The 25,802-nt window shown below is 72.5% G+C and carries 19 protein-coding genes; 9 read left to right on the top strand and 10 right to left on the bottom strand.

Annotated elements, in window-relative coordinates; translation table 11 throughout:
• Positions 1-9 precede the first annotated feature (9 nt).
• The 3 genes from ABT008_RS19325 (at position 10) to ABT008_RS19335 (ending at position 3,054) form a co-directional block, all read left to right on the top strand.
• Positions 10-969, top strand: coding sequence for a hypothetical protein (locus ABT008_RS19325; RefSeq protein WP_350697590.1), 960 nt, complete (start codon positions 10-12; stop codon positions 967-969).
• Positions 970-1,130: 161 nt separating this feature from the next.
• A complete protein-coding gene (locus ABT008_RS19330; protein ID WP_350697680.1) occupies positions 1,131-2,399 on the top strand; it encodes an adenylosuccinate synthetase in 1,269 nt (422 codons plus the stop codon).
• Between the two features lie 25 nt (positions 2,400-2,424).
• Positions 2,425-3,054, top strand: a complete 630-nt coding sequence (locus ABT008_RS19335; RefSeq protein ID WP_350697591.1) for a DedA family protein — start codon at positions 2,425-2,427, stop codon at positions 3,052-3,054.
• 45 nt (positions 3,055-3,099) lie between these two features.
• Here ABT008_RS19335 and ABT008_RS19340 read toward each other — a convergent pair whose 3' ends face one another.
• A complete protein-coding gene (locus ABT008_RS19340) occupies positions 3,100-3,738 on the bottom strand; it encodes a TetR/AcrR family transcriptional regulator (RefSeq protein ID WP_350697592.1) in 639 nt (212 codons plus the stop codon).
• Between the two features lie 66 nt (positions 3,739-3,804).
• On the opposite strand from ABT008_RS19340, the gene ABT008_RS19345 reads away from it, so the two are divergent.
• The 3 genes from ABT008_RS19345 to ABT008_RS19355 all read left to right on the top strand — a co-directional run bounded on the left by ABT008_RS19345 (position 3,805) and on the right by ABT008_RS19355 (position 6,710).
• Positions 3,805-4,257 carry an SCP2 sterol-binding domain-containing protein gene (locus tag ABT008_RS19345; protein ID WP_350697593.1) on the top strand — a complete coding sequence of 151 codons (453 nt, stop codon included), beginning with the start codon at positions 3,805-3,807 and terminating at the stop codon, positions 4,255-4,257.
• A 1-nt stretch (position 4,258) separates the two neighbouring features.
• The gene (locus tag ABT008_RS19350) at positions 4,259-5,473 is read left to right on the top strand and encodes an acyl-CoA dehydrogenase family protein (protein WP_350697594.1); all 1,215 of its coding nucleotides are present in this window, start codon (positions 4,259-4,261) and stop codon (positions 5,471-5,473) included.
• A 91-nt stretch (positions 5,474-5,564) separates the two neighbouring features.
• Positions 5,565-6,710, top strand: coding sequence for a serine hydrolase domain-containing protein (locus ABT008_RS19355; protein ID WP_350697595.1), 1,146 nt, complete (start codon positions 5,565-5,567; stop codon positions 6,708-6,710).
• A gap of 84 nt (positions 6,711-6,794) precedes the next feature.
• Here ABT008_RS19355 and ABT008_RS19360 read toward each other — a convergent pair whose 3' ends face one another.
• The 8 genes from ABT008_RS19360 to ABT008_RS19395 all read right to left on the bottom strand — a co-directional run bounded on the left by ABT008_RS19360 (position 6,795) and on the right by ABT008_RS19395 (position 20,159).
• Positions 6,795-11,870: a DNA repair ATPase gene (locus ABT008_RS19360; protein WP_350697596.1), complete on the bottom strand. Its 5,076-nt coding sequence runs from the start codon at positions 11,868-11,870 to the stop codon at positions 6,795-6,797.
• Positions 11,863-13,884, bottom strand: a complete 2,022-nt coding sequence (locus ABT008_RS19365; RefSeq protein ID WP_350697597.1) for a flotillin family protein — start codon at positions 13,882-13,884, stop codon at positions 11,863-11,865. The genes ABT008_RS19360 and ABT008_RS19365 overlap by 8 nt, the downstream gene beginning before the upstream one ends.
• 175 nt (positions 13,885-14,059) lie before the next feature.
• A complete protein-coding gene (locus ABT008_RS19370) occupies positions 14,060-14,692 on the bottom strand; it encodes a hypothetical protein (protein WP_350697598.1) in 633 nt (210 codons plus the stop codon).
• Positions 14,693-14,812: 120 nt separating this feature from the next.
• Positions 14,813-15,412 (bottom strand): hypothetical protein, encoded by a 600-nt coding sequence (locus tag ABT008_RS19375; RefSeq protein ID WP_350697599.1) that lies wholly within the window; start codon positions 15,410-15,412, stop codon positions 14,813-14,815.
• A complete protein-coding gene (locus ABT008_RS19380; RefSeq protein ID WP_350697600.1) occupies positions 15,409-16,020 on the bottom strand; it encodes an RNA polymerase sigma factor in 612 nt (203 codons plus the stop codon). Before ABT008_RS19380 ends, ABT008_RS19375 begins: the two co-directional genes overlap by 4 nt.
• A gap of 374 nt (positions 16,021-16,394) precedes the next feature.
• A complete protein-coding gene (gene purD, locus ABT008_RS19385; RefSeq protein WP_350697601.1) occupies positions 16,395-17,645 on the bottom strand; it encodes a phosphoribosylamine--glycine ligase in 1,251 nt (416 codons plus the stop codon).
• Between the two features lie 137 nt (positions 17,646-17,782).
• Positions 17,783-18,691: a type IV toxin-antitoxin system AbiEi family antitoxin domain-containing protein gene (locus ABT008_RS19390; protein ID WP_350697602.1), complete on the bottom strand. Its 909-nt coding sequence runs from the start codon at positions 18,689-18,691 to the stop codon at positions 17,783-17,785.
• A 178-nt stretch (positions 18,692-18,869) separates the two neighbouring features.
• Positions 18,870-20,159 (bottom strand): adenylosuccinate synthase, encoded by a 1,290-nt coding sequence (locus ABT008_RS19395; RefSeq protein ID WP_350697603.1) that lies wholly within the window; start codon positions 20,157-20,159, stop codon positions 18,870-18,872.
• Positions 20,160-20,283: 124 nt separating this feature from the next.
• On the opposite strand from ABT008_RS19395, the gene ABT008_RS19400 reads away from it, so the two are divergent.
• Together ABT008_RS19400 and ABT008_RS19405 are read left to right on the top strand one after the other, a co-directional pair.
• The gene (locus ABT008_RS19400) at positions 20,284-21,282 is read left to right on the top strand and encodes a diacylglycerol kinase family protein (RefSeq protein WP_350697604.1); all 999 of its coding nucleotides are present in this window, start codon (positions 20,284-20,286) and stop codon (positions 21,280-21,282) included.
• A 412-nt stretch (positions 21,283-21,694) separates the two neighbouring features.
• Positions 21,695-23,716, top strand: coding sequence for a MinD/ParA family ATP-binding protein (locus ABT008_RS19405; RefSeq protein WP_502890463.1), 2,022 nt, complete (start codon positions 21,695-21,697; stop codon positions 23,714-23,716).
• A 98-nt stretch (positions 23,717-23,814) separates the two neighbouring features.
• Here the strand turns inward: ABT008_RS19405 and ABT008_RS19410 are convergent, their stop codons facing one another.
• Entirely contained in the window at positions 23,815-24,243 is a 429-nt protein-coding gene (locus tag ABT008_RS19410) for a DUF3151 domain-containing protein (protein WP_350697605.1), read from the bottom strand.
• 252 nt (positions 24,244-24,495) lie between these two features.
• Here ABT008_RS19410 and ABT008_RS19415 point away from each other — a divergent pair, with 252 nt between their 5' ends.
• Complete coding sequence (locus ABT008_RS19415; RefSeq protein ID WP_350697606.1) at positions 24,496-25,752, top strand: LOG family protein; 1,257 nt, start codon at positions 24,496-24,498, stop codon at positions 25,750-25,752.
• Positions 25,753-25,802 lie beyond the last annotated feature (50 nt).

Consider the following 25,802-nt stretch of genomic DNA (forward strand, 5'->3'; position numbering starts at 1 on the left):
GAGGCTGCCATGGGCAGCGGAATGTGGTCCACCGACGTGTACACCGCCGCCGACCGGTACCGCCGGGCCACCGGCAAGAGCGCGTTCTCGTACAGCGACAGCGGCGCCAAGGTGGTGCACCCGCAACTGGACCCGCGCGGCGCGACGCGGGAGAGCCGCGACTCGGCCGAGCACCCGCGGTCGACCCCGGTCACGGTGCTGTTCGACGTGACCGGCTCGATGGGGCACGTGCCCCGCACCCTCCAGGCCAAGCTGCCGCAACTGCTGGGGCTGCTGCTGCGCCAGGGGTACGCCCGCGACCCGCAGATCATGTTCGGCGCGATCGGCGACGCCACCTGCGACCGGGTGCCGTTGCAGGTCGGCCAGTTCGAGTCCGACAACCGGATGGACGAGGACCTCGGGCGGATCGTGCTGGAGGGCGGCGGTGGCGGCCAGATGAAGGAGTCCTACGAGCTGGCGCTCTACTACATGGCCCGACGGACGGTCACCGACAGCTGGGAGAAGCGGGGCCGACGCGGCTACCTCTTCATCATCGGCGACGAGCTGGCGTACCCGGCGGTCAAGGCCGCCGAGGTGGCCCGCCTGATCGGCGACGACCCGCGCGAGGACGTGCCGGTGCGGCAGATCGTCGACGAGGTGACGCGCCGCTGGGACACGTACTACCTGCTCCCGGCCGGCAGCCACTACTCGGGCAACCGCAAGGTGCTCGACTTCTGGCGCGGCCTGCTCGGCCAGAACGCCCTAGAGTTGGACGACCTCGACGCGGTCTGCGAGACGATCGCGCTCACCGTCGGCCTCGGTGAGCAGGCCATCGACCTCGACACCGGCCTGCGGGACCTGGACCGCACCGGCTCGACGGCCACCCGCACGGTGTCGAAGGCGCTGGCCCGGCTGAACGGGGCACGGCGCGCCGAGGTGGCCGATCTGCCGGCCACCCGGACCACCGGCGGCGGGGTCGTCCGGCTGTGAACGAACTGGTGACCGCTGCGCGCCCGGGTGTCCCGGCACCCGGGCGCGACCCGGCGGGGGGTGTCCCGGGCCCCAGGCGCGACCCGGCGGGCAATGCGGCGGGCGGCCCGGCGTGCGGTGCGGCGGGCGGCCCGGTCGGCGGGTCGGGTCCGGAGCACGCGATCGTGGTCGACCTCGGGTACGGCGACGCCGGCAAGGGCACGGTGGTCGACTGGCTCTGCGCCACCCGGCCGGTGCACACCGTGGTCCGGTTCAACGGGGGTGCGCAGGCGGCGCACAACGTCGTCCGGCCCGACGGCCGGCACCACACGTTCGCGCAGTTCGGGGCCGGCACCTTCCACCCCGGCGTACGCACCCACCTGTCCCGGCACGTCGTGGTGGACCCGTTGGCGCTCGCCGCCGAGGCCGACCACCTCGCCGCCGTCGGGGTGCCCGACGCGTTCGACCGGTTGACCGTGGACGGGGCGGCGCTGCTCGCCACCCCGTACCACCGGGCCGCCAACCGGGCCCGGGAGACGGCCCGGGGAGCCGACCGGCACGGTTCCTGCGGGCAGGGGGTGGGCGAGACCGTCGCGTACGGGCTCGCCTACCCCGACGAGGCACCCCGGGTCGCGGACTGCCGCAGCCCGGAGGTGCTGCGCCGCCGCTTGACCGCACTCCGGGACCGGCTCACCGCCGAACTCGGCCCGCTGGACGCCCCACCGGTCGCGGACTGCCTGCCGGCCTACCAGGCGTTCGCCGAGCGGGTGGCGATCGTCGACGGCTCCTGGCTGGCCGGGGCGCTGCGGGCCGGCCCGTGCGTGTTCGAGGGCGCCCAGGGGGTGCTGCTGGACGAGTGGCACGGCTTCCACCCGTACACCACGTGGAGCACCACCACCTTCGCCAACGCCGAGGCCCTGCTGGCCGAGGCCGGGCTGGGCGGTTCGGCGCTGCGGATCGGGGTACTGCGTACCGTCACCACCCGGCACGGTCCCGGGCCGCTGGTCACCGAGGACCCGTCGCTGCCGCTGGCCGACCCGCACAACCCGACGAACCCCTGGCAGGGCCGCTTCCGGTTCGGCCACTTCGACGCCGTCGCGCACGCGTACGCCCTGGCGGTCGCGGGCGGGGTGGACGGCCTGGCGCTGACCCACCTGGACCTCGCCGAACGCGGGCTCGACCTGCGATTCTGTCGCCGCTACGACGGCCTGGACCGGCTGGTCCCGGGCCCGGCCGGCGACCTCGACCGGCAGGCCGCCCTCACCGCCCGCCTGCTGCGGGCGCGCCCGCACTACGACGACGTCGCTGCGGCCGACTGGCCTGAGGCGGTCGGCGAGGCGCTGGGCGCTCCGGTGCTCCTCACCTCGCACGGCCCCACCTCCGACGAGAAGGAGGTTCGTAAGGAAGGGCACCTTATTAACGCCTGGTGTAGAGGAAGGGCCCCTTCTTAACAGCCCGTGCCCTGAGCATGGAGGCATGGAGGCCGCGCTCGACCTGCTCCGGCAGACACTCACCTCACCCTGGGTGTATCTGCTGATCTTCGGGCTCACCGCGGTCGACGCGTTCTTCCCGCTGGTGCCCTCGGAGGCGGCGGTCATCAGCGTCACCGTGCTCGCCACCGGTGGACAGCCGAACCTGGCGCTGATCGTCGTGGTGGCCACGCTCGGCGCGACCGCCGGCGACCACATCTCGTACGGGATCGGACGCGGCGGCGGATCGCGCCGGCTGGACGACTCACCGGTGGACAGCCGGCGCCGGGCCGGATCGGAGTGGGCCCGGCGGGCGGTCGACCTGCGTGGCGGCGTCATCCTCATCGCCGCCCGTTACGTCCCCGGCGGGCGGACGGCGGTCACCCTGGCCATGGGCGCCGTCCGCTATCCGCTGCGCAGGTTCCTCCTCTTCGACCTGATCGGCTGCGGCTCGTGGGCGCTGTACGGCGTCCTGCTCGGCATCTTCGGCGGGCTCGCCTTCGAAGAGCACCCGCTGCACGGCATCCTGGCCGGCATCGGGCTCTCGATCTCGGTGACGCTGCTGGTCGAGTTGATCCGCTGGCTCCGGCACCGGGCGCACCGGCGGGCTACGAGCGGTGCCGAGCCCGGTTGTTAGCAGGGGACCCCTGCTCTACCGCAGGCGTTAGCAGGGGGCCCTTCCTTACACCTCGGGCGGGTGCCAGCTCGCGCCGTGCAGGAGTTGCCCGGCCCCCAGCCAGGCGGCGTTCATCATCCGGGTCGCGGTCTTCTCCGGGTCGGCCTCGGGGTGGTCGGCGAGCCAGTCGCCCAGCGACTCGGTCGCCCCGACCAGCGCGTACGCGACCACTTCCAACTCGGTCTCGGCAGCCGTACGTCCCTCGGCGCGCAGTGCGTGGTCCAACATTCCGGCGACCACCTCGACCATCCTGGCCCGCATCTGGGCCAGTTCCCGAGCGAACGGCTGCTCGGCGCGGGCCTGCCGATAGAGCACCGACCAGCCGTCGCGGTGTGCGCCGACGAAGCCGAAGAACGCCCGCAGGCCACGCCAGAGTCGCTCGTCGGCGGGCAGGTCGGGGACGGCCGCCCCGGCGATGGCCTCCATCATCCGGGTGCCCTCGCGGTGTAGGCAGGCGACGAAGAGTTCCTCCTTGGTGCCCAGGTACGCGTACACCATGGGTTTGGAGATGCTCGCGTCCTCGGCGATCTCGTCCATGCTGGCGCCGTGGTAGCCGCGCCGGGAGAAGACCCGCACGGCGGCGTCGAGCATCTGCTGCTCGCGTACGGCCCGGGGGAGGCGCTTGAAGGCGGGTGTCGCGGACACCTTGCGAGCATACCTACCGGTGCGTAGGGTTACGCCTGAGTAACCACTGTTCGAGAGGTGCGTTCCATGACTGACTTCGACCCGGCCGCCTTCGCCAACATGGGCCCGAAGGAGTTCGCCCAGCTCGTCAAGAGCACCCCGGATAGCAAGCTCGCCGAGATCATGTCGGGTGAACTGCGCGGCAAGATCCTCGGCGAGGTCTTCGGGCGGATGCCCCAGATCTTCCGCGCGGATCGGGCCGGTTCCACCAACGCGGTGATCCACTGGAACATCACCGGCGCCCCCGACGGCGGCACCGACACGTACGAGGTGGTCGTCGCCGACGGCACCTGCACTGTCAACGAGACCCCGCAGCACGAGCCGCGGCTGGCCCTGACGCTCGGCCCGGTCGAGTTCCTGAAGATCGTCTCGGGCGGCGCCAACCCGGTCATGATGTTCATGACCGGCAAGCTCAAGGCAAAGGGTGACCTGGGGCTGGCCGCCAACATCGCCAACCTCTTCGACATCCCCAAGGCCTGAGATGGTCGAATTCTCGCTCGACCTGAACGAGGAACAGCGGGATCTGCGCGACTGGGTGCACGGCTTCGCCAGCGAGGTCGTGCGCCCGGCCGCCGCCGAGTGGGACGCCCGGGAGGAGACTCCCTGGCCGATCATCGGCGAGGCGGCCAAGGTCGGCCTGTACGGCTTCGAGTTCCTCGCCACCTGCTGGGCCGACCCCACCGGGCTCTCCCTGCCGATCGCCAGCGAGGAGTTGTTCTGGGGCGACGCCGGAATCGGGCTGAGCATCTTCGGCACCTCGCTCGCGGTCGCCGCCATCTACGGCAGCGGCACGCCCGACCAGCTCGTCGAGTGGGTGCCGCAGTGCTTCGGTGACGTCGACTCACCGGCGGTCGCCGCGTTCTGCTCGTCCGAGCCGGAGGCCGGTTCGGACGTCTCCGCGATGCGTACCCGGGCCGAGTACGACGAGGCGACCGACGAGTGGGTGCTGCGCGGCCAGAAGGCGTACGCCACCAACGGTGGGATCGCCGCCGTGCACGTGGTCACCGCCTCGGTCGACCCCGAGCTGGGCTCGCGAGGTCAGGCCGCATTCGTCGTACCCCCTGGCACCGCCGGCCTCTCCGCCACCCGCAAGCTGCGCAAACTCGGCCTGCGGGCGTCGCACACGGCGGACGTCTTCCTCGACGACGTCCGGGTGCCCGGACGGTGCCTGCTCGGCGGCCGGGAGGCGCTTCAGGAGCGACTGGCCCGGGCCCGGTCCGGGCAGCGCGCCTCCGGCCAGGCCGCGATGCGGACGTTCGAGCTGTCCCGACCCACCGTCGGCGCCCAGGCGCTCGGCGTGGCCCGGGCCGCCTACGAGTACGCCCTGGACTACGCCCGGGACCGGGTCCAGTTCGGCCGCCCGATCATCACCAACCAGGCGGTCGCCTTCGCGCTCGCCGACATGAAGACGGAGATCGACGCCGCCCGGCTGCTGGTCTGGCGGGCCTCCTGGATGGGCCGCAACAACCGGCCGTTCACTGCGGGCGAGGGGTCGATGTCCAAGCTCAAGGCGGGTGAGGTGGCCGTGTCGGTCACCGAGAAGGCGGTCCAGTTACTCGGCGGGGCCGGCTTCCTCCGTGACCACCCGGTCGAGCGGTGGTATCGGGACGCCAAGATCTACACCATTTTCGAGGGCACCTCCGAGATCCAGCGCCTGGTCATCTCCCGGGCGATCTCCGGGATGCAGATCCGCTGACGGCCGACACGGACCCTAAGGGACTGTCCTCAGGGGAGCTTCGGGCCGATCCCGGATATCCTCCGCCCCACCGGCTCGGCAGGCTCGCTCCATGAAACTCACCAGACGCAGTCTCGTCGCCGGAGTCACCGTCGGCGCGCTGCTGGCCGGTGCCCTGGCGGCACCCGCCGGCGCCGCCCACCGCGACTGCCCGGCCGGCACCCTCGATCCCACGAGCCTGATCACGGCCGTCGGCGAGCTCCCCGACGCCGAACTCACCACCACCAGCGCCCAACTGCGGGTCACCACGCCGACCGGCTGCTTCAAGGGCACCTTCGGCGTACGCGATCTGCGCTCCTCTGCTCCGGTACCGGCGGACGCCCGGATCCGGATCGGCAGCGTCACCAAGGTCTTCACCGCCGTCGTGGTCTACCAACTGGTGGCGGAGGGCCAGTTGCGCCTCGACGAGCCGGTACGCCCGTACCTGCCGGACCTGATCCCGGCCGACTGGCCGACGGTGACCGTGCGGCAGTTGCTCGCCCACACCAGCGGCCTGCCCAGCCCGGTCCTGCCCGACGGACTGGACTGGCAGATCGAGCACCGCTTCGACCGCTGGACGCCTGAGCAGATCGTCCGCACGGCACTGACGAACCCGACCGAGTACGCCCCCGGCACGGCCCAGCGCTACACCAACATGGGTTACGTCGTCGCCGGCATCCTGATCGAACGGGTGACCGGCAGGTCGTACGCGGAGCAGATGCGGCAACGGATCTTCCGGCCGCTCGGCATGCGTGACACGTACGCCCCGGGCGTCGCCACCGGGATCCGTGGCCCGCACGTACGGGGCTACCAGCAGGTGAGCCGCGACGGGCGCACGGAACTCGTGGACGCGACGCGCTGGAGTCAGACCTTCACGCCCGCCTCGGGCGACCTGATCTCGACCGTCGCCGACCTGGACCGGTTCGCCGCCGCCCTGTTCGGTGGCCGGCTGCTCGCCCCCGCGCAGCAACGTGAGCTGTTCACCCACCCGTGGGCGGGTGCGGGGTACAGCAACGGTGGCCTCTCCTCGATCCGCCTTCCCGACGGCCGGGTGTTCTGGGGCAAGTCCGGCGCCCGGTACGGCTACCAGGCGGCCGTCGGCGCCCTGGACGACGGTGGCGTGCGGTTCGTGTTCGGCGCCAGCCCGACCGACGCCAAGTCCGAGGGGCAGTCGGCGCTCGTCCAGCGGGTGTTGGGCGCCGCCCTGGCGCTCGCCTGAGCGCAGCCGCAACCCTGAATGTTAGGAGGGGTCCCCTGCTATACCGGAGGCGTTAGCAGGGGACCCTTCCTTACACATCAGGCCTCAGCGCTCGCTGGCACGACCTATCGCGGCGGTGACTCCGCTGACCCGGTCGGCGAGCAGGCCGAGCGCGCCCACCGCGCGATCGACCGGATCGTCGCCGCCCCCGCCCAGGGCCTTCGAGCGCTGGAAGGCGTCCTTCACCTCGACCCACCGGGCGGCCTGCTCGGGAGTGAGCCGGCCGCGCAGCTCGGCGAGCTTGAGCAGGTTCGCCTCCGCACCCGCTGCGAGCGTCTGCGCCTCGCCCAGGTAGTGGTCGTCGATCACCGCCTCCAGCTCCTCGTCGGTGAGCACCGGCACGATCCGCTCGGCGAGCTTGTTCATGTTCCGGTACGAGCCCTGTAGCTGGAACTGCGGCTCGGTGCGGGCGTCGTCGGACTGGGCCGCCGAGGCGATGTACGCCTGGTTGTTGGCCAGCACCACCTGCTGCACCCGCAGCATCTTGCGCAGCACCGAGACCATCTGTTCCAACTCCACCGGCTGGTACGGGTGGGAGAGCTGGTCGGCGCGGACCGAGTCGTCCCCGCGTGCCATCCGGACCAGCAGTTCCAGGTCGCCCCGGTCCCTCCCGGAAAGCGGCGCCAGCACCGCGTTGGCGGTGAGCGCGTTCTCGATGTAGCTGAGCGCGAACGCCTCCTCCCGCCCGGAGAGCACGTCACCGAGGTTCCACACGTCGGCCCGGTTGGCCAGCATGTCCGGAATCCGGAACCGCTTCCCCGACTCGGTGTACGGGTTACCGGCCATGCAGACCGCGAACCGCTTGCCGCGCAGGTCGTACGTGCGGGTGCGGCCCTCCCAGACGCCCTCCATCCGGCGCTGCCCGTCACAGAGCGAGATGAACTTCTGCAACAGCTCCGGGTTGGTGTGCTGGATGTCGTCCAGATAGAGCAGCACGTTGTTGCCCAGCTCCAGCGCGAAGGAGATCTTCTCGACCTCCTGTCGGGCGGTGGCGTCGGGTGCCTCGGCCGGGTCCAGCGAGGTGACCTTGGTGCCCAGGGCCGGCCCGTTGACCTTGACGAAGACGAGTCCGAGCCGGCTGGCCACGTACTCCATCAGGGTCGTCTTGCCGTACCCGGGCGGTGAGATCAGCAGCAACAGGCCGGACTGGTCGACCCGCTTGCCGTCCCCGGTGGCACCGAGCTGCCGGGCCAGGTTGTCGCCGATCAGCGGCAGGTAGACCTCGTCGAGCAGCCGGTTGCGGACGAAGGCGTTCATCACCTTCGGCCGGTACTCCTCCAGCCGCAGGCGGTCCCGCTCGGCGTCCACCAGCGCGTTGCGTCGCCGCTGGTAGTCCCGATATGCGGGGACCAGGTCGGTGCGGAACGTCCGGGTCCGGGCCAGCATCTCGTCCAGCCGTACGTCGAGCGTGGAGCCCTCGATGCGCGGGTGCGCGCCGAGCAGCCCGCCGACCGACTCGGTCATCGTCGCGGTGCTGTCCTGCCGGGCCGGTTCGGCACCGCACAGCTCGACGGCGACCGCCTCCGGCAGGTCGTACCCGGAGAGGTTGCCGTCGTCGGTGGCCAGGAACGCGGTCAGCCACGCCTCCACCAACTGGTGACGGCCGGCGAGGTCGTCACCGAGGGCCCGCAGGTCGTCGTCGAACTCGCGGGACGAGCGCGACTGCGGGCCGCCGAGTGCCCGGCGGAACCGGTCCAGCAGTGCGCGGGCCCCACCGCCGGTGACGAACCGCACCGGCGGCGAGGACAACTCCTCGAACAGGTACTCGCCGGCCACCGCCGTCCCACCGGGCGGCACCGGAAGTCCGGCGGACCGCAGGAACGTCTCGGCCGCCTCGGCGAGCTGTGCGCCGAGCCGGTCGGCGGCGTCCTCGCCCTCGGGGCGGCCGAACCGCTGCCGGGCGCGGGCCAGCGAGGCGGCCCGGGCGGTCCAGGCGGACCGGGTCGGCTCGTCGGTGCCGTACCGCCAGAACACCTGCGCGGCGGCCCGGTCGGCCGGCGGGTAGCGCAGCAGCCCTGCACCGGCGTGCAGGCGCAGCAAAACCCGCAGGATCTCGGCGGCGTCGTGGTCGTGCACGCCCCGCTCGTACCCCTCGTCGTAGCGGGTCTCGGCGATCCGCCGCACCAGGTCCCGCAGCCCGTTGGCGTCCACCGCCGCGCTGTGCAGCGCGTCCAGGGTGAGCCCGTCGCGGCCCGCCTCGGCGGCGGCCAGGATCGCGGTGGCCAGGTACTCGGCCCGGTACACCTGCGCCGACTCGGAGACCAGCAGTTGGTCCCAGAACCGCCGGGTCTGCTGGAACTCCTCGTCACGCACCGGTGCGCGGTAGTCGGTGCCGGTCACCGCCACCACCATGCGGCCCTCGGCCGGCACCACCGCCACGTCCACCGGTTGGGTGTTCACCGCGAAGCGGTGCCGGCCCAGCCGGATCGTCTCGCCGCCGTCGGCGTACAGGTCGAGGCGGTCGCGCAGACCGCGTCCGGACTCCTGGCGAGCGGCCCGGATCCGGCCGTCGAGCTCCTCGGCCCGCACCGCGTCGCCGAGGGTACGCAGCTCCTCCACCACCGAGCGGAGCTTGCCCACCATCGGGTCGGCCGCGAAGTAGGTGTTGATCTCGTCGAGCGAACCGAGCGTGCCGGCCCGCCGCTGCACGCTGACCAGGATCCGCTCGGCCGACCCGACCAGCCGGTCGGCCCGCCGGGACCGCTCGTCCAGCAACGCCTGCTTGCGTGCCGAGAACGCCTCGTAGATGTCGGTACGCCGGGTCGACAGCTCGGTGAGGAAGTCGTCGAACTCCCCGAACCGGGACTCCAGCTCCTCCACCCGCAGCAGCAGCCGGCCGAGTTGCTCGTCGCAGCGTTCGGCGGTGTCCGCCGCCGCCAGCGCCCCGGTGACCGCCTGCCCGAGCAGGGCGAACTCGGCGGCGAAACCGGCCCGGCCCTCGACCGCGGCCAGCTCCTGGCGCCGCTTGTCGAGCACCGCCCGGGCCCGGTTGACCGCGCCCAGGACCTCGCCGACCCGGCCCAGGATGCCGGTCCGCACGGTCGCGTCGGCGATGTCCAGCCCGCCCACCACGTCGGTGATGGTCTGGAGACCGTCGGTACGGGCGGCCAGCTCGTCGCGGACGGTGCCGGCCTCGGCCACCGTGCCGATCTCGGCGGCCCGCGCGGCGAGTCGGTCCACCTCCTGCTGGTAACCGGTGAACGCCTCGTCGCGACGGAGGAACTCCACCGCGCGCCGGCCGGCCACCGACAGTTCCTCGTCCAGCCGGGCGGCCAGCTCGTCGATCCGGTCGTGGTCGACGTACCGCAGTTCGCGCAGCGACTCCAGGTGTCCGCGCGCCCGACGCAACCCACCGAGCTGGGTGACCCAGTCGTCGGCGGTCAGCGGTGCCTCGCCCCGGGCCCGGCGGGCCAGCGAGGCGATCTGCTCGGCGCTCTCGTCCAGCTCCGCGCGGGCCTGCTCGGTGAGCGTACGGACCTTCTCGTGCTCCTCCAGCACGGAGCTGGCGGTACGCCGCAAGCCGCTCAGCGGGGTGGCCAGGTCACCCAGCTCGTCCTCGCCGAGCCAGTGGTAGTGGTCGGTGATCCGGGCACAGGCCGCGATCAGCGCCTCGTACACCCCGGCGGTGGCGCTGCCCTGCACCATCCGCGCCGCCGAGAGGCAGTCCGAGATGCCGCGTACCAGGTCGGCGTTGCCGATCCGCTCCAGCGGACCGGTGCCGGCCGGCTGCGCCGCCGCGTACGCGTCGGAGACGTACGGCGTCTGCCAGATCTGCATCGGGTGGACCCGGGTCGGCTCCTCGGAGACGGCCCGGAACACCACGAGCGTGCCGTCGTCGAACAGGGAGAAGCCGTGGCACGGGATCGGCGCGGCCACCTCCTTGCGGATCGCGTTGTACGGCAGCAGCAGCGAGCGGCCCTCGGCCCGGGCGTGGAAGACGTAGAGCACGTCCTCACCGTTCGGCGACCGCACCGCCCGCTCGAACTCCAGGTCGGCGACCTCGGTGTCGAAGGTCCGGGTGACGCCGGTGGCCAGGTGGTAGCCGCCCGGGAAGATGATGCCGTGGTCCTCGGGCAGCCGCTGGCAGGCCACCCCGATGCCGTCGAGGCGGACCACCTCCCGGCTGAGCGTGTTGAAGACCAGGTGCCGCCACTGCGTCTCCTTGTACGGCAGGATCCGCAGCAGGATCAGCGGCCCCACCCGCGCCCACTGCACGTCGGCGTCGGCCAGGCTCTGCAACGGCTCGTCCACCGGCTCGCTGTAGATGCCCTCGCCGTCTTCGGTGTTGTTCTCCACCTTGACGGTCAGCGTGCCGCCCACCGTCTCGACGAAGATCTCGCCGTCGATGTCGATGTGCGGGTGCCGGCCGAGGACGTGGTCCTGCCGGGTCGTCTCGATCCACTCGAAGTCGTGGCTCGGCGGGAAGACGTGGTCCCGCTCCCCCCGGCTGTCCAGGTACTCCGGGATGCCGTCCACGCCGACCTGCCAGCGCAGCACCCGGATGTCCTCGGTACGCGGCCCGGTCTGGAACACCGCCAGCAGCCGGGCGTCGACCCGGCGCAGTTGCAGCAGGCGCGCCTGCCGGTAGTAGCGGTACAGCTCGCTGAAGTCCCGGACGAACTGCGGGTGACGCAGCAGGCCGGGTAGCTCGTCCTGACCGGCCTCGTCGAACCGGAAGGCGACCTCCTCCGATTCTCCCTCGCGCTGTTCGCGGGTGAATCGGTGCAGCGAGAAGACGTCGTCGACGGTCGTCTCCGGCTTCAGGCCGATGAAGACGTTGTAGCCGAACAGCATCAGCCCGCCGACCGGGACGATGTCCCGGGGCACGCAGTTGTGCTCGGTACGGATCCGCTCGGTGCTCAGCAGCCGCAGCTCGGTGCTGCCGAAGACCTCCAAGCGGCGGGCGTTGAGCGACTCGGCCCGCCGGGCCAGCTCGGCGGCCTGTCCGGCGAGGCGCTTGCGCAGCACCTCGTAGCTGCCGTCGTCCAACCCGGGCCGGGTACCGCCGTCCGACACGACCTCGGCCGGATCGGGTCCGTCGCCGGACCGGCCCGCCGGGGCCGGCCCGGCGGCACCGGGCATACGCCCGGTGGTCGCCGGACCGGCGGTCGGCTCACTCACCGGCGGACTGCCGCGAACCGGTCAGGGCGGCGACCGGGGTGTCCGCCACACCCAGGCGCTGCGCGGCCTTCAGCAGTTCCTGGAGCTTGCCCTTGTCGGCGCCGCCGGAGCGCATCTGCTGCGCCAGGAACGCCGAGAGCGTGAGGTTCTGCACGTCGGCGGTGTTCAGCGAACCGATCATCCGGGTCAGGTCGTCGGTGAAGCTGGCGCTGCCGTCCAGCCACGGCTGGGTGAGGTTCTTCGCCACGTCCGAGTGGGCCACGAAGCTGTCCACGCTCTTGCCGAACGAGATCGAGCTGAGCAGCCGGTCGAAGAAGACGCTGTCCCCACCGACGATGTCGATGTTCGCCTTCTCCAACCCGGTGGCCACCAGCGTGGCCTGCGCCTCGGCGACCTGCCGCTGGGTGTCCAGCCCGGCGAGCCGGACCTCCTTCTCCAGCTCCAGACGCAGCCGGTACTCCTCGTGCTCGCGGGTCGCGTCGTCCAGCGCGGCCATCGCGGCGGCCTTCTCGGTGAGACCCTCGGCCTCGCCCTTCAGCTTCTCGCGCACCGCCTCGGCGGCGGCCACCGCCTTCTCGCGCTCCACGGCGGCCTCGGCCCGACCGACCTTCTCGATCGCCTCGGCGCTGCGCTCCTGCACCTGCACCTCGGCCAGGCCGGCGGCTGCCGACTCGGCCTGGATGCCCTCGGCCAGCCGGATCTTCGCCCGGGTGTCCAGCTCCGCTGCCTGCTGCCGGGCCTCGGCCAGCACCAGTTCCTCGCGGGCCTTGTGCTTCGCCGCCGCCTCGGCGGCCTCCGCCGCCTTGATGTCCTTGACCAGGCTCTCCTGCGCCTCGGCCTCGGCCTGGATGACCAGCGCCTGGCGGGTCCGCTCGGCCTCCTCGACCACGCGCAGCCGCTTGATGTTCTCTTCCTGCTCGGCCACGGTCTTCTCCACCGCGATCCGCTCCCGGACGACCTCGGCGATGGCCCGCTTCTCGGCCTCCACCTCCTTGTCCTTGGCGATCGTGCTCAGCTCGGTCTCCCGCTCCCGGCCGATCACCTCCAGCATGCGGTCCTTCTCGATCCGCTCGGTCTCGATGGCGATGACCCGCTCGCGGTTCTTCTCCGCGACCGCGATCTCCCGAGCCCGGTTCTCGTGCTGGATGCCCAACTGCTCGTCGGTGCGGATGTTCGCCGTCTCGGCCCGCAGCCGCTCCTCGGCGCGTACCCGGGTGGTCTCGGCCTGCTCGCGGGCCCGCACGGTCTCGATCTCGCGCTGCTGCTTGGCCTCGGCGTCGGCCTGCCGCCGCTCCAGTTCGAGGATCGCCTCCTTGGCGTCCACGTTCTGGCGGGTGATCTCCTTCTCCTCGCTGCGCCGGAACTCGTTGGTCCGGACGTGCTCCTGCGTGGTCAGCTCGGTGATCTTCCGGATGCCCTGCGCGTCGAGGATGTTCTTCGGGTCGAGCTGCGACATCGGCGTCTGCTCGAGGAAGTCGATCGCCGCGTCCTCCAGGCTGTAGCCGTTGAGGTCGGTGCCGATGACCCGGATGATCTGGTCGCGGAACTCGTCACGCTTGGTGTAGAGGTCGACGAAGTCGAGCTGCTTGCCGACCGTCTTCAGCGCCTCGGAGAACTTCGCGTTGAACAGCTCCTGGAGGGTCTCCCGGTCGCTGGCCCGCGCGGTGCCGATCGCCTGCGCCACCTTGATGACGTCCTCGTTCGTCTTGTTCACGCGAACGAAGAAGGTGATCCGGATGTCGGCCCGGATGTTGTCGCGGCAGATCAGACCCTCGTTACCGGTCCGTTCGATGTCGATCGTCTTGACCGAGATGTCCATGACCTCGGCCTTGTGCAGTACGGGCATCACCACCGCGCCGGTGAAGGTCACGTCGACCCGCCGGATCTTGGAGATGATCAGTGCCTTGCCCTGCTCGACCTTGCGGAACAGCCGACTGACCATGAACACCACGCCGAGCGCGACGAGCAGGACGACGGCGAGGAGTACACCGATTCCGGTGGTGATCACTTCCATGATTGGGCGCGCGGACGGCGGCAGCCGGCGGCGGGGCCGGGGCGGGACGCCGCGCATCCTCCTTTCGAGGGATGTCAGGGGCAGCATGGCGGACGGGCCGGACGAAGGGGGTTCGCACCGGCCGCCTCGGATGAGGTCGGGGTGATCCGCGCGGAAGCGGACTCACCAGGGGCGATTACTCGGGGGCATGTCTCAGGGGGTCGAAGGTGGGCCCGGCGGGCATCACCCAGAAGAACTCACCCTCGGTGTCGTAGTCGTAGATCAACGCGGAACTGCCGGCCGTCATCTTCTCGTCGCCCGGCTGCCGGACCTGCACCACCGCCGACGAGCCGTCCGCCGCCGTCACCTCGGCCTGACCGAAGTCGGCGGTGACCGTACCGGTCCGCACCACGCAGAGGCGGCCGACGAAGGTGTTCCGGCTGGCGTCCGAGTCGGTCGGGAAGAGACGTCCCAACGGCACCGCGATCAGCCGGGTCACCGCGTACGCGCAGAACGCCGCGGCCAGCAGCACGCCGACCGAGACCGCGATCCGGGTGCCGGCGCCGAGCCCGATGCCGTCGAGCAGCGCGGTACCGGCCAGGCTGACGAACCAGGCCACCGCGACGAGCAGGGAGAAGATGATCGCACTGGGTACGCCACCGAGCCCGAGCCCGGCGAGGAACGTACCGGGTCCGCCGTCGACGTCCAGGTCGTCGCCCAGATCCAGCACCCCGGTCAGCACCAGCAGCCAGTAGCCGACGACGACCACGAGCAGGAAGCTGAACAGCACGGTGGGGAAACTGAGTGCCGTGGCCAGAAAGCCGGTCACCTTGTCCTCCTCCCCGCACCCGGCGGCCCGACCAGGCCACCGGCACGATGATCGTGACACGGGATGTCAACCGCACGGTCAGGGCCGATCGGCCGGTCCACCCGGTCTGACCGGCCAAGATCAGCCCAGGTTGGCCTCGACGAGCGCATCCAGCGTCGCCGCACGGACCTGCGGCGTGTCCCCGGTCACGGAGACGAACAGGGTACGCCCGTCGGGAAGCCACGCCGACAGGTACGCCGTCGAGGTCGCCACGTCGTCCGTGGCCAACACCTGCGCCACAGTCGCCACGGTCACCTCGCGGGGCACCCCGGGCAGTCCCAGCGCCGCCTCGAAGTCGAAGACCGCGACCACCCGGATCACCGGGCCGGCACCCTCGTACGCCACCCGGTCGCCGCTCGGCACCGCCTGCGGGCGGGCCATCCGCAGCACCGCCTCGGCAGGGTCGGCCGGTCGCAGATAGGCCGGCAGGCCACGCAGTTCGGGCACGGCGGGGCCGGCGGGTGCCGCGACCTGCGGCGCGGGTGCCGGTCGGCCGGCGGTCACCACGGTGAAGACCCCCAAGCCGACCACCGTGCACAAGGCCAGCGCCACGGCGACGGCCTGGAGACGGCGACGACGACGCAGGCGGGCCCGCACCGCCGGCAGCGGATCCGGACCGGACGGGTACCGGTCGGGCTCGTCGTCCCAGACCTCGCGGAGCGCGTCCCGGACGTCGGTCATCCCGCCACCTTCCGACCGGCTTCGGCACGGACGCTCGACAGACCCGGGCGGATCGCGTCGAGCGCCCGGTGCCGCAGCGACCGGACGGTCGCCGGGCGTCGCCCGATCGCCTCGGCAATCGCCGCGTCGTCCAGATCGTCGAGGTACGCCATGACGAGCACCGCCCGTTGCGCGGGCGGCAACCCCGCCAGCAGTCGACGCAGCAGGTCGCCGTCCTCGACGCCGTCGCCGGACCAGCCGTCCTCGACGCCGTCGCCGGACCAGCCGTCGTCGACGCGATCGGACCCATGCCCGGTGACGCGACCGAGACCGACCTCGGTGCTGCTGCCGGTCCCACCGTCGGCGGCCAGCGGTGACGCTGCCGGGGTGAGCCGGATGCGGCGGACCAGCGTCCGGAGCCGACCGATGTGCAGTCGGATCATCGTGATCTTGGCGTATTCGAACGGGTTGCCGTCGGCGAACACGCGATGCCACACCCCGGCCACCCGGACGTAGGTCTCCTGGAGGAGATCCTCCGCCTGGTCCGGGTCGGCGGCGACCGCACGTGCGTACCGGCGCAACGCCGGAGTGGACCGGCGAACGAACGTCTCGAACTCGTCGGCTTCCATCCCACCTCCCTCGCCACTAAACACGCTGCGGGGAGGTCGTTGCGTTGCGGCCCGTCGACCAGAACCGCCGACCGTTCGGCCACCGACGTCCGGCGCGGCGGCTCGCCCGACGGCACCATCAGGGCGGCCGGACAGCCGACCGACCGGTCGGGCCGCCAGTCCGGTCGAAGCCGCCGAGCCCAGCCGACGCCACCGGACTGGGCGAGGCCGCCGGACAGGGCGAGGCCGCCGAGCCCGATCGACACACCGCCGGACCCGTCGACACCGCCGAGCCCGGCCGACGCCGCCGGACTGGGCGACGCCGCCAGGGCCGGTCGACACACCGCCGGGCCGGTCGACACACCGCCGGAGCTGCCGGGGCCGGTTCGGTGGGATCAGGCGGGGAGCGTGATCCTGCCGTCGATCGCGGACGACGCGATGTCACCACGGTGGTGCGACCCGGCGAGCGTGATGCCGCGTACCAGTTGGTAGGCGGCGTCGCGCGCGGCGGCCAGGTCGGGGCCGGTGGCCGTACCGCAGAGGACGCGGCCGCCGGCGGAGAGCAGGGCACCGTCGGCGGCCCGGCGGGCGGTGCCGGCGTGGATGACGCCCGGGCGGTCCGCGCCGGTGATCACGTCACCGGTACGCGGCGGGGCCGGGTAACCCTCGGCGGCCACCACGACGGTGACCGCCGCGCCGTCGTGCCAGCGCAGCGGCGGGTGCTCGGCCAGCATGCCGGTGGCGGCGGCGTGCAGCAGACCGGCCAGTGGCGTCTCCAGCAGGGCGAGCACCACCTGGGTCTCCGGGTCACCGAAGCGGGCGTTGAACTCGATCACCCGGGGACCGTCGGCGGTGATCGCCAGCCCGACGTAGAGCAGGCCGGCGAAGGGCTTGCCCCGACGCCGCATCTCGGCCAGCGTGGGGTGCACGACGTCGCGCATCACGTCGTCGACCAGGTCGGACGGCGCCCAGGGCAGCGGCGCATAGGCACCCATGCCGCCGGTGTTCGGGCCGGTGTCACCGTCACCGACCCGCTTGAAGTCCTGCGCGGGCAGCAGCGGCACCGCGGCCTCGCCGTCGGTCACCACGAACAGCGAGACCTCCGGCCCGGCCAGGTACTCCTCGACGACCACCCGACCGCACTCGGCGGCGTGCCGCAGCGCGGCGTCGCGGTCCTCGGTCACCACCACGCCCTTGCCGGCGGCGAGCCCGTCGTTCTTCACCACGTACGGCGGCCCGAACTCGTCCAGGGCAGCGGCCGTACCCGCCTCGCCGGTGCAGGTGTGGGCGCGGGCCGTGGGCACCCCGGCGGCCGTCATCACGTCCTTGGCGAACGTCTTGGAGCCCTCCAACTGCGCCGCCTCGGCCGACGGACCGAACACCGCGATGCCCTTGGCCCGCAGCGCGTCGGCGACTCCGGCGACCAGCGGCGCCTCCGGCCCGATCACGACCAGGTCGGCAGCCACCTCGACCGCCAGCCCCGCCACGGATTCGGGATCCGTCGCCACGACCTCCCGCAGCTCGGCCACGCCTGCGATCCCGGGATTCCCCGGTGCCGCGATCACCTGCTCGACGGTCGGATCCTCGGCGAGCCGCAGCGCAAGCGCGTGCTCCCGTCCACCACTACCCAGCAACAGAACACGCACAGCCGGCATCCTACCCACCGCCCCCGCCGCCCCTGTTGATCAAGAAGTTCGCGTCTCAATTTCGGCGTCTCGACGCTCAAACTTCTTGATCAACCGGGTGGCGAGGGTGGGGTGGGGGTGGGGGTGGGCAGCCGGGGTTAGTGGGGGGTGCGGAGGGCTTGTTTGACGGTTTGCGGGATGTAGTCGGGGTGGAGGGTGTCGGACCAGGTGAAACGGAGGATGCGCCAGCCGGCGTTGACCAGGCGGTTCTGTCGCATCCGGTCCGCGTAGATCGCCTGTGGTCCGTCGTGCGGCACTCTGCCGTCCGCCTCGGCGATCAGGCGGGCCCGGCGCCAGCCCAGGTCACCGACGCCCAGGAGCCAGTCGTCCTCGTCTCGAACCTCGACCTGGAGTACGTCCGGCGGGACACCGCCGTCGACGCACCGCAGCCGGGCACGCGTCTCCAGCGGCGACTGGGCCCGGCCGTCCGTCTCGGTGAGGTGCCGCCGGGCGGCGACAGCACCGCGCCGTCCGGCGATCAGAGCGGGGATCGACGCCAGGTCCGCCTCGGTGAGCAGCCGCCGGTTGAGCGCCGAGTCCAGGACGCAGACGGCGGGGTACCGGTCCGCGCGCAGGATGACGTCGGCGACGGTACGCACAGCGGTGGTGACCGGCACACCGGCCAGCACGTCGACATCGTCCGGACCCAACGTCAACTGGTGTACGACGAGTTCCGGATCGGTACGCCGCTGCGGGCGCGGGCACTGCACCGGCACCGAGACGTGGATCTCGGACGCGGCACGCAGCCCGGCGATCCCGTGCAACTCGGCGGCGGTCCCCATTACGGCCACCGCCCCCGGCCCCAGACTGTCCACCGCCGCCCGGATCCGGGCCCGTCGTAGCGCCAACGGGTCAGATTCGGGGGACGGTGCGAAGCGCCCTCGGGCCAGCCTGACCCACCGCCCCGACCGGACCAGATGGCGGATCTGCCCCCGGGTGAACCCCGCCGACAGCGCCTGTTCCACCGTCACCACACCGCTTCGCGCCCCGAATCCCGTCTCCCCCATCCCCCCACCCCACCGCCCACACCCCCCACTCCTCCACCCCTGTGGATAACCCGCCGCCCTCTGTGGACAACCTCCGCCGCCAGCGGGGTTGATCAAGGGATTTGGGTCACGCGGGGCCCCTCACCGCGACCAAAACTTCTTGATCAACACGGAGAGGGGTGGGTGGGGTGGGGAGCGGTTAGGGGAGGAGGGGGTGGCGGGTTACGTTTTCCTCGCGGCCGGGGCCTACGCCTACGACGCTGACGCGGGTGTTGCAGAGCTGCTCGATGCGGGCGATGTAGCGCCGGGCGTTCTCGGGGAGGTCGTCCTCGGTCCGCGCCTTGGTGATGTCCTCCCACCAGCCGTCGTGCTCTTCGTAGATCGGCGTGGCGTGGTGGAAGTCGGTCTGGGTCATCGGCATGTCGTCGACGCGCTTGCCGTTGATCTCGTAGCCGACGCAGATCGGCACGGTGGCCAGGCCGGTGAGCACGTCCAGCTTCGTGACGACCAGGTCGGTGACGCCGTTGAGGCGGCAGGCGTACCGGGCCACCACCGCGTCGAACCAGCCGCAGCGGCGCTCCCGGCCGGTGGTGGTGCCGTACTCGTGGCCGACCTTGCGCAGGTGCGCGCCGTTGTCGTCGAACAGCTCGGTCGGGAACGGACCCGAACCGACCCGGGTGGTGTACGCCTTGCTCACCGCGATCACCTTCGTGATCGCGGTCGGCGGGATGCCCGCACCCACGCACGCGCCGCCGGCCGTCGGGTTCGACGAGGTGACGAAGGGGTACGTGCCGTGGTCCATGTCGAGCATGGTGGCCTGGGCGCCTTCGAGGAGTACGGTGTCGCCACGGTCCAGGGCGTCCCAGAGCATCGAGCGGGTCTCCGCGATGTACGGCCGCAGCCGCTCCGCGTACTCCAGGTACTCCTCGATGGTGGCGTCGACGTCCCCCGCCTTGCGGTTGTAGACCTTGAACAGCACCTGGTTCTTCTCGCGCAGCGCGAGTTCCAGCTTCTTGCGGAAGATGCCCGGGTCGAGCAGGTCCTGCACCCGGATGCCCATCCGGGCGACCTTGTCGCCGTACGCGGGGCCGATGCCCCGGCCGGTGGTGCCGATGCGGGAGCTGCCGAGGTAGCGCTCGACCACCCGGTCCAGCGCCCGGTGGTGCGGCATGATCAGGTGCGCGTCGCCGGAGATGCGCAGCCGGGAGACGTCCACGCCGCGCTCGGCGAGCCCGTCGATCTCGGTCAGCAGCACCTTGGGGTCGACCACCACGCCGTTGCCGATGACGATCACGGCGTTCGGGGAGAGTGCGCCCGAGGGCATGAGGTGCAGCGCGTACTTCTGGCCGTCAGGGGTGATCACGGTGTGCCCGGCGTTGTTGCCGCCGGAGTAGCGCACGACGTAGTCGACCCGCTCACCCAGTTGGTCGGTAACCTTGCCCTTGCCCTCGTCACCCCACTGAGCGCCGATGAGCACGATCGCTGGCATCTCTTCGCCTCCAGAAGGCTCGGGTGCCAGATGGCGACCGGTCAGCGAGCCCGGGGTGTCAGGTTAACAAGTAGTGACGGCACGACCGGCAGGGGTCGCGCCGAGAGGCAGGAGGGGCCTACCCGTGTACGACGTGGTGCTGCTCACCCTCGGCTCGGAGCGGGACGCTCCCGGGGCCGGGTGTGGCAGCGGCGGAGCCTGTTGTGGCGGAGCGCCCGAGGCTGCCCCGGACCGCCCGGAACGCTGCGAGACTCCGCGCGTACCGGTGCTGGCCTGCGCGGACGCACTGACCGCCCGAGGCGCGCGAGTCGAGACGGTGACCGCCCGCTCGGACGCGGAGATCGACGAGGTGCTGGCCCGACTGGACGCGCCGCCGCGTCCGGACGGGCTCACCTGGCCCGACCCGGACTCCAAGATCCGTCTCGTGGTGGCAGTCGCCGGTGACGCACAGTTGCGGGCCGTGATACGCCGGTTGGTCCGGCGGTACGCCCCACCGCCGAGTCGTCGTCCGGCCGACCTGGCCGACGGCCGGACCGTGCCGGACCTGCCGCCGGTCGGCGTACTCCCGCTGGATCCGGCCCGCAGCACGACGCACCGGGACCTCGCCGCGCAGCTCGGCCTCCCCCGTGATCCGGCGGCGGTGGCCGCCGCCGTGCTCGACGGCACGCCCCGCCGACTGGACCTGCTGCGCAACGACGGCGGCTCGGTGACGCTGGACGGGGCGCTGCTCGGTGCCGCCGCCGAGGACGGACGCCCGTTGCACTGGCGTGGTCGGGTGGAGGTGGACGACGCGGTGCTCTCCCACGGCGACGACCCGCTGCTGGCCTGCGCGATCGGCAACGCCGCCGGGTACGCCCGGCTCGACGACGTCACCCTGCTCGCCGCGCCCGACCCCACGGACGGGCTGGTCGAGGTGGCGGTGGCGGTCCCGGTGGTGACCCGGTCGCGGCTGGGTCGCCGACGGGTACGCCTGGAGGTGCGCCGGGCCCGGGGCCGGGCGGTGTCCGTGTTGCCCCGGGACGAGGGTGCGCTGCCGTATCTGGACGACGGCGTGGAGGGGCAGTTGACCCGTAAGCGGTCCTGGTGGACCGAGTCGGGTGCCTGGGCGGTCTGGGCCGTCTGACCCCACCCCGCGTCGGCGGCCGAGGTCGGCCGGTGGGCCTATCCTCGGCAGAGGGAATGGGGGAGGAACCGTGGTGGACGAGAACGCCGACCGGGCGCACGTGCCCGGCCAGCAAGGGGCACCGGAACGGGACATCGAACCACTCTGGCCGCCGGATCAGGTCGAGGGCTTCGGCACGCCCGCATGGGCGACCCCGCCGACGCCGCCCACCGCGCCGTCCGCTCCTGACCGGTCGGCCTACCCGGTGCCGCCGACCGCCGGTCAGCCGGGTCATCCGTCATCGACCGGCCAGCCGGGCGGCCCGCCCTCGCCCGCCGACTACCCGTCGCTGACCGCCGGTGTCGGCGGCGAGGCGGGGACGACGGGTCCCGGATGGGCGCCCGCGCCGCCGCCCGTCGGTGGCCAGCCGAGTGTGCCGCCGCCCGTCGGCGGACAGCCGAGTGTGCCGCCGCCCGTGGCCAGCGGGCAGGCGAGTGTGCCACCGCCCGTGGTCGGCGGACGGGCGAGTGTGCCGCCGCCCACCGGCTGGGCACCCGCGCCGACGCCGCAGCCGGAGCACGGCCGGGTCGACCTGGACCTGCCGTTCACTCTCGACCGGCCGACCTCGCTCGCGCCTCCGCGCGACGACACGCCCGGCAACGCTGGTGCGGCGGCCGTTCCCGGCCCGCGTCCCGCCACCGACTCCGACCCGGCCGCCGCCGGTGGGCCGGACCCGGACGGCGGACCCGAGGCGGCGACGGCGGAGACCTCGGCGAGCGGTGGCGACCACCTCGACGGCGACGGCGACGGCCCGCCGCCGGTTCGGCCGTCGACGAAGTCGCCCTGGGCGCAACCACCGCAGCGCCCCACCGCAGGCTCGCCGGAGGGCAGCGACCCGTCCGGGACCGTTGACCGTGCGCCACGTCCCGGTTGGGCCACCGGCGTGCAGCCGCTCCCGCCGGTGCCGTCGGCAGCCGGGCCCGGTCGGCCGGTGCCGCCGCAGGCCGGGACGTACCCCGTGCCGGCACCGCAGCACGGCACCCCGGTGCCGCCGCCGCACCGTGACTCGATCCCGATGCCGCATGTCGGCCCGCTCCCCGAGCACCAGGGCGCGGCGGTGCCGCCCGTGCCGCAGCACGGCGTGCCCATGCCGCCGCCCCAGCCCGGCATGTTCCCGCCCCAGCCCGGAGCAGTGCCGCCCCAGCCCGGTGCAGTGCCGCCCCAGCCCGGAGCAGTGCCACCGCAGGCTGGTTCGCTGCCGCCCCAGCCTGGCGCGGTCCCGCCACAGCCGGACGGCTCGGCGTACCCGCCTCCGCACCAGCCGGACGGCCCGGGGTACCCGGCGCCGCACCAGGCGGACTCTCCGCCCGGCCCGTTCCCGCCGCAGCCGGCCTGGAACCCGGCGCCCTGGCAGCAGGGCGCGCCACCGCCGACGGCGGCACCCCCGGCACCGCAACTGCCCCACCCGGCCGCGAACCCGACGCCCGTCGGCTACCCGGATCCGGCCTGGAACCCGGCCGAGCCGGGCGTCCCGCCCACCGCCGAGGACTTCGCCCGACGGCGGCAGGTCCGTCCCGCCGACCCGGTCGCCACGATGGGCGTACGGGCGGTGGTGAACCGCACCGGCCTGGTGAAACTGCCGCCCGGCCGGCAGGAACTGGAACTCAAGCGGGACATCGAGACGGTCCGCCGCAACTTCGGCGGACTCCGGCAGGTGACCGTGGTCAACCCGAAGGGTGGGGCGGGCAAGACCGTCGCCATCCTGCTGCTCGCGATGACGTTCGGTCAGAAGCGCGGCGGGTACGTGCTGGCCTGGGACAACAACGAGACCCAGGGCACCCTCGGCATGCGTGCCCAGCAGGACTTCCACTCGCGTACGGTGCGGGACCTGCTACGCGACCTGGGGCAGTTCCACGGAGCGCACGGGCGGGTCGGTGACCTGTCGCAGTACGTCCGTTCGCAGGGCGAGGGGATGTTCGACGTCCTCGCCTCCGACGAGTCGGCCACCGGCGGCGAGATGCTCACCGCCTCGGCCTTCGGCGAGATCCGAGAGGTGGTCAGCCGGTTCTACAAGCTGATCTTCGTGGATACCGGCAACAACGTACGGGCGCAGAACTGGCAGGCCGCGATGGACGCGACCGACCAACTGGTGGTCACCATGTCGGCCCGTAACGACTCGGCCGAGACCGCCGCCCGGATGCTCGACCACCTGGAGCAGAGCGGTCGGCAACGGCTGGTCCGGCAGGCGGTCACAGTGGTCTCCATGCCGCCGTCCCGCAAGGAGATCGACCTGCCCGCGATCCAGGAGCACTTCGCCGCGCGTACCCGGGGCGTGCTGCTGGCTCCGTACGAGCGGCTCATCGACACCGGCGAGCCGATCCGGTACGCCCAGCTCTCGTCGGCGACCCGGGACGCCTGGCTCAAGATCGCCGCCTCGGTCGCCGAGGGGCTCTAGACCGCTCCAGACCCCGGCCGCGCAGTCTCGGCGGTGGGCGTCACGTCGAACCGCCGGCCCACGGAGCACCTGCTCCGAGCCGGCGGCTCGGCGGACGGTCAGTTACTGGCCAGCGCGTCGGCGGCAGCCGGGTCACAGTCGCGGAGGAACTGGGCACAACGGGCGGCCTCGTCCGCCTCACCGATCGCGTCGGCGGCGCGGGACAGCACATAGAGGCAGCGCAGGAAGCCCCGGTTCGGCTCGTGCGACCAGGGCACCGGCCCGTGCCCCTTCCAGCCGCTGCGGCGCAACTGGTCGAGTCCCCGGTGGTAACCGGTGCGGGCGTACGCGTACGCGGCGACGACCTGGCCCTCGGCGAGAGCGCGGGCGGCCAACGCGGCCCAGGCGGCGCTGTGCGTCGGGAACCGGGCGGCCACCGCGGCCAACGCCTCGTCGCCGCCGTCCTGCTCGGCCGTGGCCAGCGTGGAGTCGGCCTCGTCGTGTGCGGGCAGGAGCGTGGCCGGGGGCTCCGGCAAGAGGTTCTGCATCGTCCCATTCAACCCGCTTCCGTCCAGGGCCCGCGAGGGGGTCCGGCGAGCCGACTGGCTGAACGGCCGAGAGGTCCGTCACGCCTGCGGCCCATGCCGCCGCCGGGTCCTTTCCACTACAACTAAAAGTCCGGAGCCTCCCCAGGAACCGGAGTTGCGGGAGCTCGGCCAGGCCGCCGGGCTCCCGCCCCCTTTTCTCACCGGATCGGGGCCAGCTCGGGCACGGTTGCGGCAACCGGGCAGGATGGCCGGGTGCCGACCCCACCCCCTGCGGACGTCATCGAGCCGCACACCTGGTTGAACGAGATCCAGACCCGGGCCGAACTCGATCGGCGGCTCGCCGACGGAACCCTGGTCGGGCTGACCGTCCAGGGGCTCCGGCTGGACCTGGACCCGGTCCCCGACCTGCGCGACATCGAGGTCGCCGGAACCCTCTTCGTCGGCTGCCGCTTCGCCTCCCGGCAGGTCGGCGCCGATCTGGTCCGACGGGGCGCGAACGTGGTGCCGCCCTTCTCCGGCCTGCCGTACCCGACCCAGCCGCCGCACCTCTACACCCCCGAGGAACTGGCCGCCGGCTTCACCGAGGGCGGCTTCGAGGCGATGTACGACAGCCGCGTGTACGCGCACTTCCGGGCGCACGGCGGGGCGCTGCCCGACGTACGCGAGGCGCTCGGCCAGCGGCTGCACGACCACGGCGTGGACAACGCGCTGGCCGACGCCACCCGGGCCTGGCTGACCACGCACGGGCCGCAGTCCGTGGTCGGGGTGATGGGCGGGCACGCGGTACGCCGGGGCAGCGCGCCGTACCGGACGGCCGCAGTCCTGGGCTGGGAGCTGGCGCGGGCCCACCGCCTGGTGGTGACCGGCGGCGGCCCGGGTGTGATGGAGGCCGCCAACCTGGGCGCGTACCTGTCGACCCGACCGGCCGAGGACCTGACCGCCGCCATCGACCTGCTCGCCACCGCACCAGACTTCACCGACCACGACCGCTACACGGCGGCGGCGCTGCGGGTCCGGGAGTTGTTCGGTCGCTCGGTCACGCCACCGGAGGACGGCGCGGAGCCGGCCGTCGCGTACCGGGCCGACTCGGCCGCGCTGACCACCGGCGACCTGGACTGGGCCAACTGTGGCGGGCTGGCCGTGCCGACCTGGCTCTACGGCCACGAACCGGCGAACCTGTTCGCCGGCCGGATCGCCAAGTACTTCTCGAACGCCATCCGCGAGGACACCATCCTGCGGCTGGCCCGGGGCGGGATCGTCTTCGCGCCCGGTCGGGCAGGCACCGTGCAGGAGGTGTTCCAGGCGGCCACCAAGACCTACTACGGCACGGACGGGGCCAGCGGGGCGTACGTGTTCCTGGACCGCGAGTACTGGACGACCGAACTGCCGGTGGAGTCGCTGCTGAGGCCGCTGCTGGCCACGTCACCCTTCGGCGACCTGTCCGGCACCGTGCACCTCACCGACGACGTGCACGAGGCGGTCCGCCTGCTCCTGCGCTCGTCGTCCTGAGCGACCTCCTGTGGTGAAAGGAGGGGACCCCTGCTATACACCAGGCGTTA

Source organism: Micromonospora sp. NPDC002389 (assembly GCF_040296095.1).
Taxonomy (GTDB): Bacteria; Actinomycetota; Actinomycetes; order Mycobacteriales; family Micromonosporaceae; genus Micromonospora.

Excerpts from the sequence above, each read along its gene's own strand:
- ABT008_RS19325 (WP_350697590.1), top strand. The coding sequence starts at position 10 with ATGGGCAGCGGAATGTGGTCCACCGACGTGTACACCGCCGCCGACCGG.
- ABT008_RS19335 (WP_350697591.1), top strand. The coding sequence starts at position 2,425 with ATGGAGGCCGCGCTCGACCTGCTCCGGCAGACACTCACCTCACCCTGG.
- ABT008_RS19345 (WP_350697593.1), top strand. The coding sequence starts at position 3,805 with ATGACTGACTTCGACCCGGCCGCCTTCGCCAACATGGGCCCGAAGGAG.
- ABT008_RS19350 (WP_350697594.1), top strand. The coding sequence starts at position 4,259 with ATGGTCGAATTCTCGCTCGACCTGAACGAGGAACAGCGGGATCTGCGC.
- ABT008_RS19355 (WP_350697595.1), top strand. The coding sequence starts at position 5,565 with ATGAAACTCACCAGACGCAGTCTCGTCGCCGGAGTCACCGTCGGCGCG.
- ABT008_RS19365 (WP_350697597.1), bottom strand. The coding sequence starts at position 13,884 with ATGGAAGTGATCACCACCGGAATCGGTGTACTCCTCGCCGTCGTCCTG.
- ABT008_RS19375 (WP_350697599.1), bottom strand. The coding sequence starts at position 15,412 with ATGACCGACGTCCGGGACGCGCTCCGCGAGGTCTGGGACGACGAGCCC.
- ABT008_RS19380 (WP_350697600.1), bottom strand. The coding sequence starts at position 16,020 with ATGGAAGCCGACGAGTTCGAGACGTTCGTTCGCCGGTCCACTCCGGCG.
- ABT008_RS19390 (WP_350697602.1), bottom strand. The coding sequence starts at position 18,691 with ATGGGGGAGACGGGATTCGGGGCGCGAAGCGGTGTGGTGACGGTGGAA.
- ABT008_RS19395 (WP_350697603.1), bottom strand. The coding sequence starts at position 20,159 with ATGCCAGCGATCGTGCTCATCGGCGCTCAGTGGGGTGACGAGGGCAAG.
- ABT008_RS19410 (WP_350697605.1), bottom strand. The coding sequence starts at position 24,243 with ATGCAGAACCTCTTGCCGGAGCCCCCGGCCACGCTCCTGCCCGCACAC.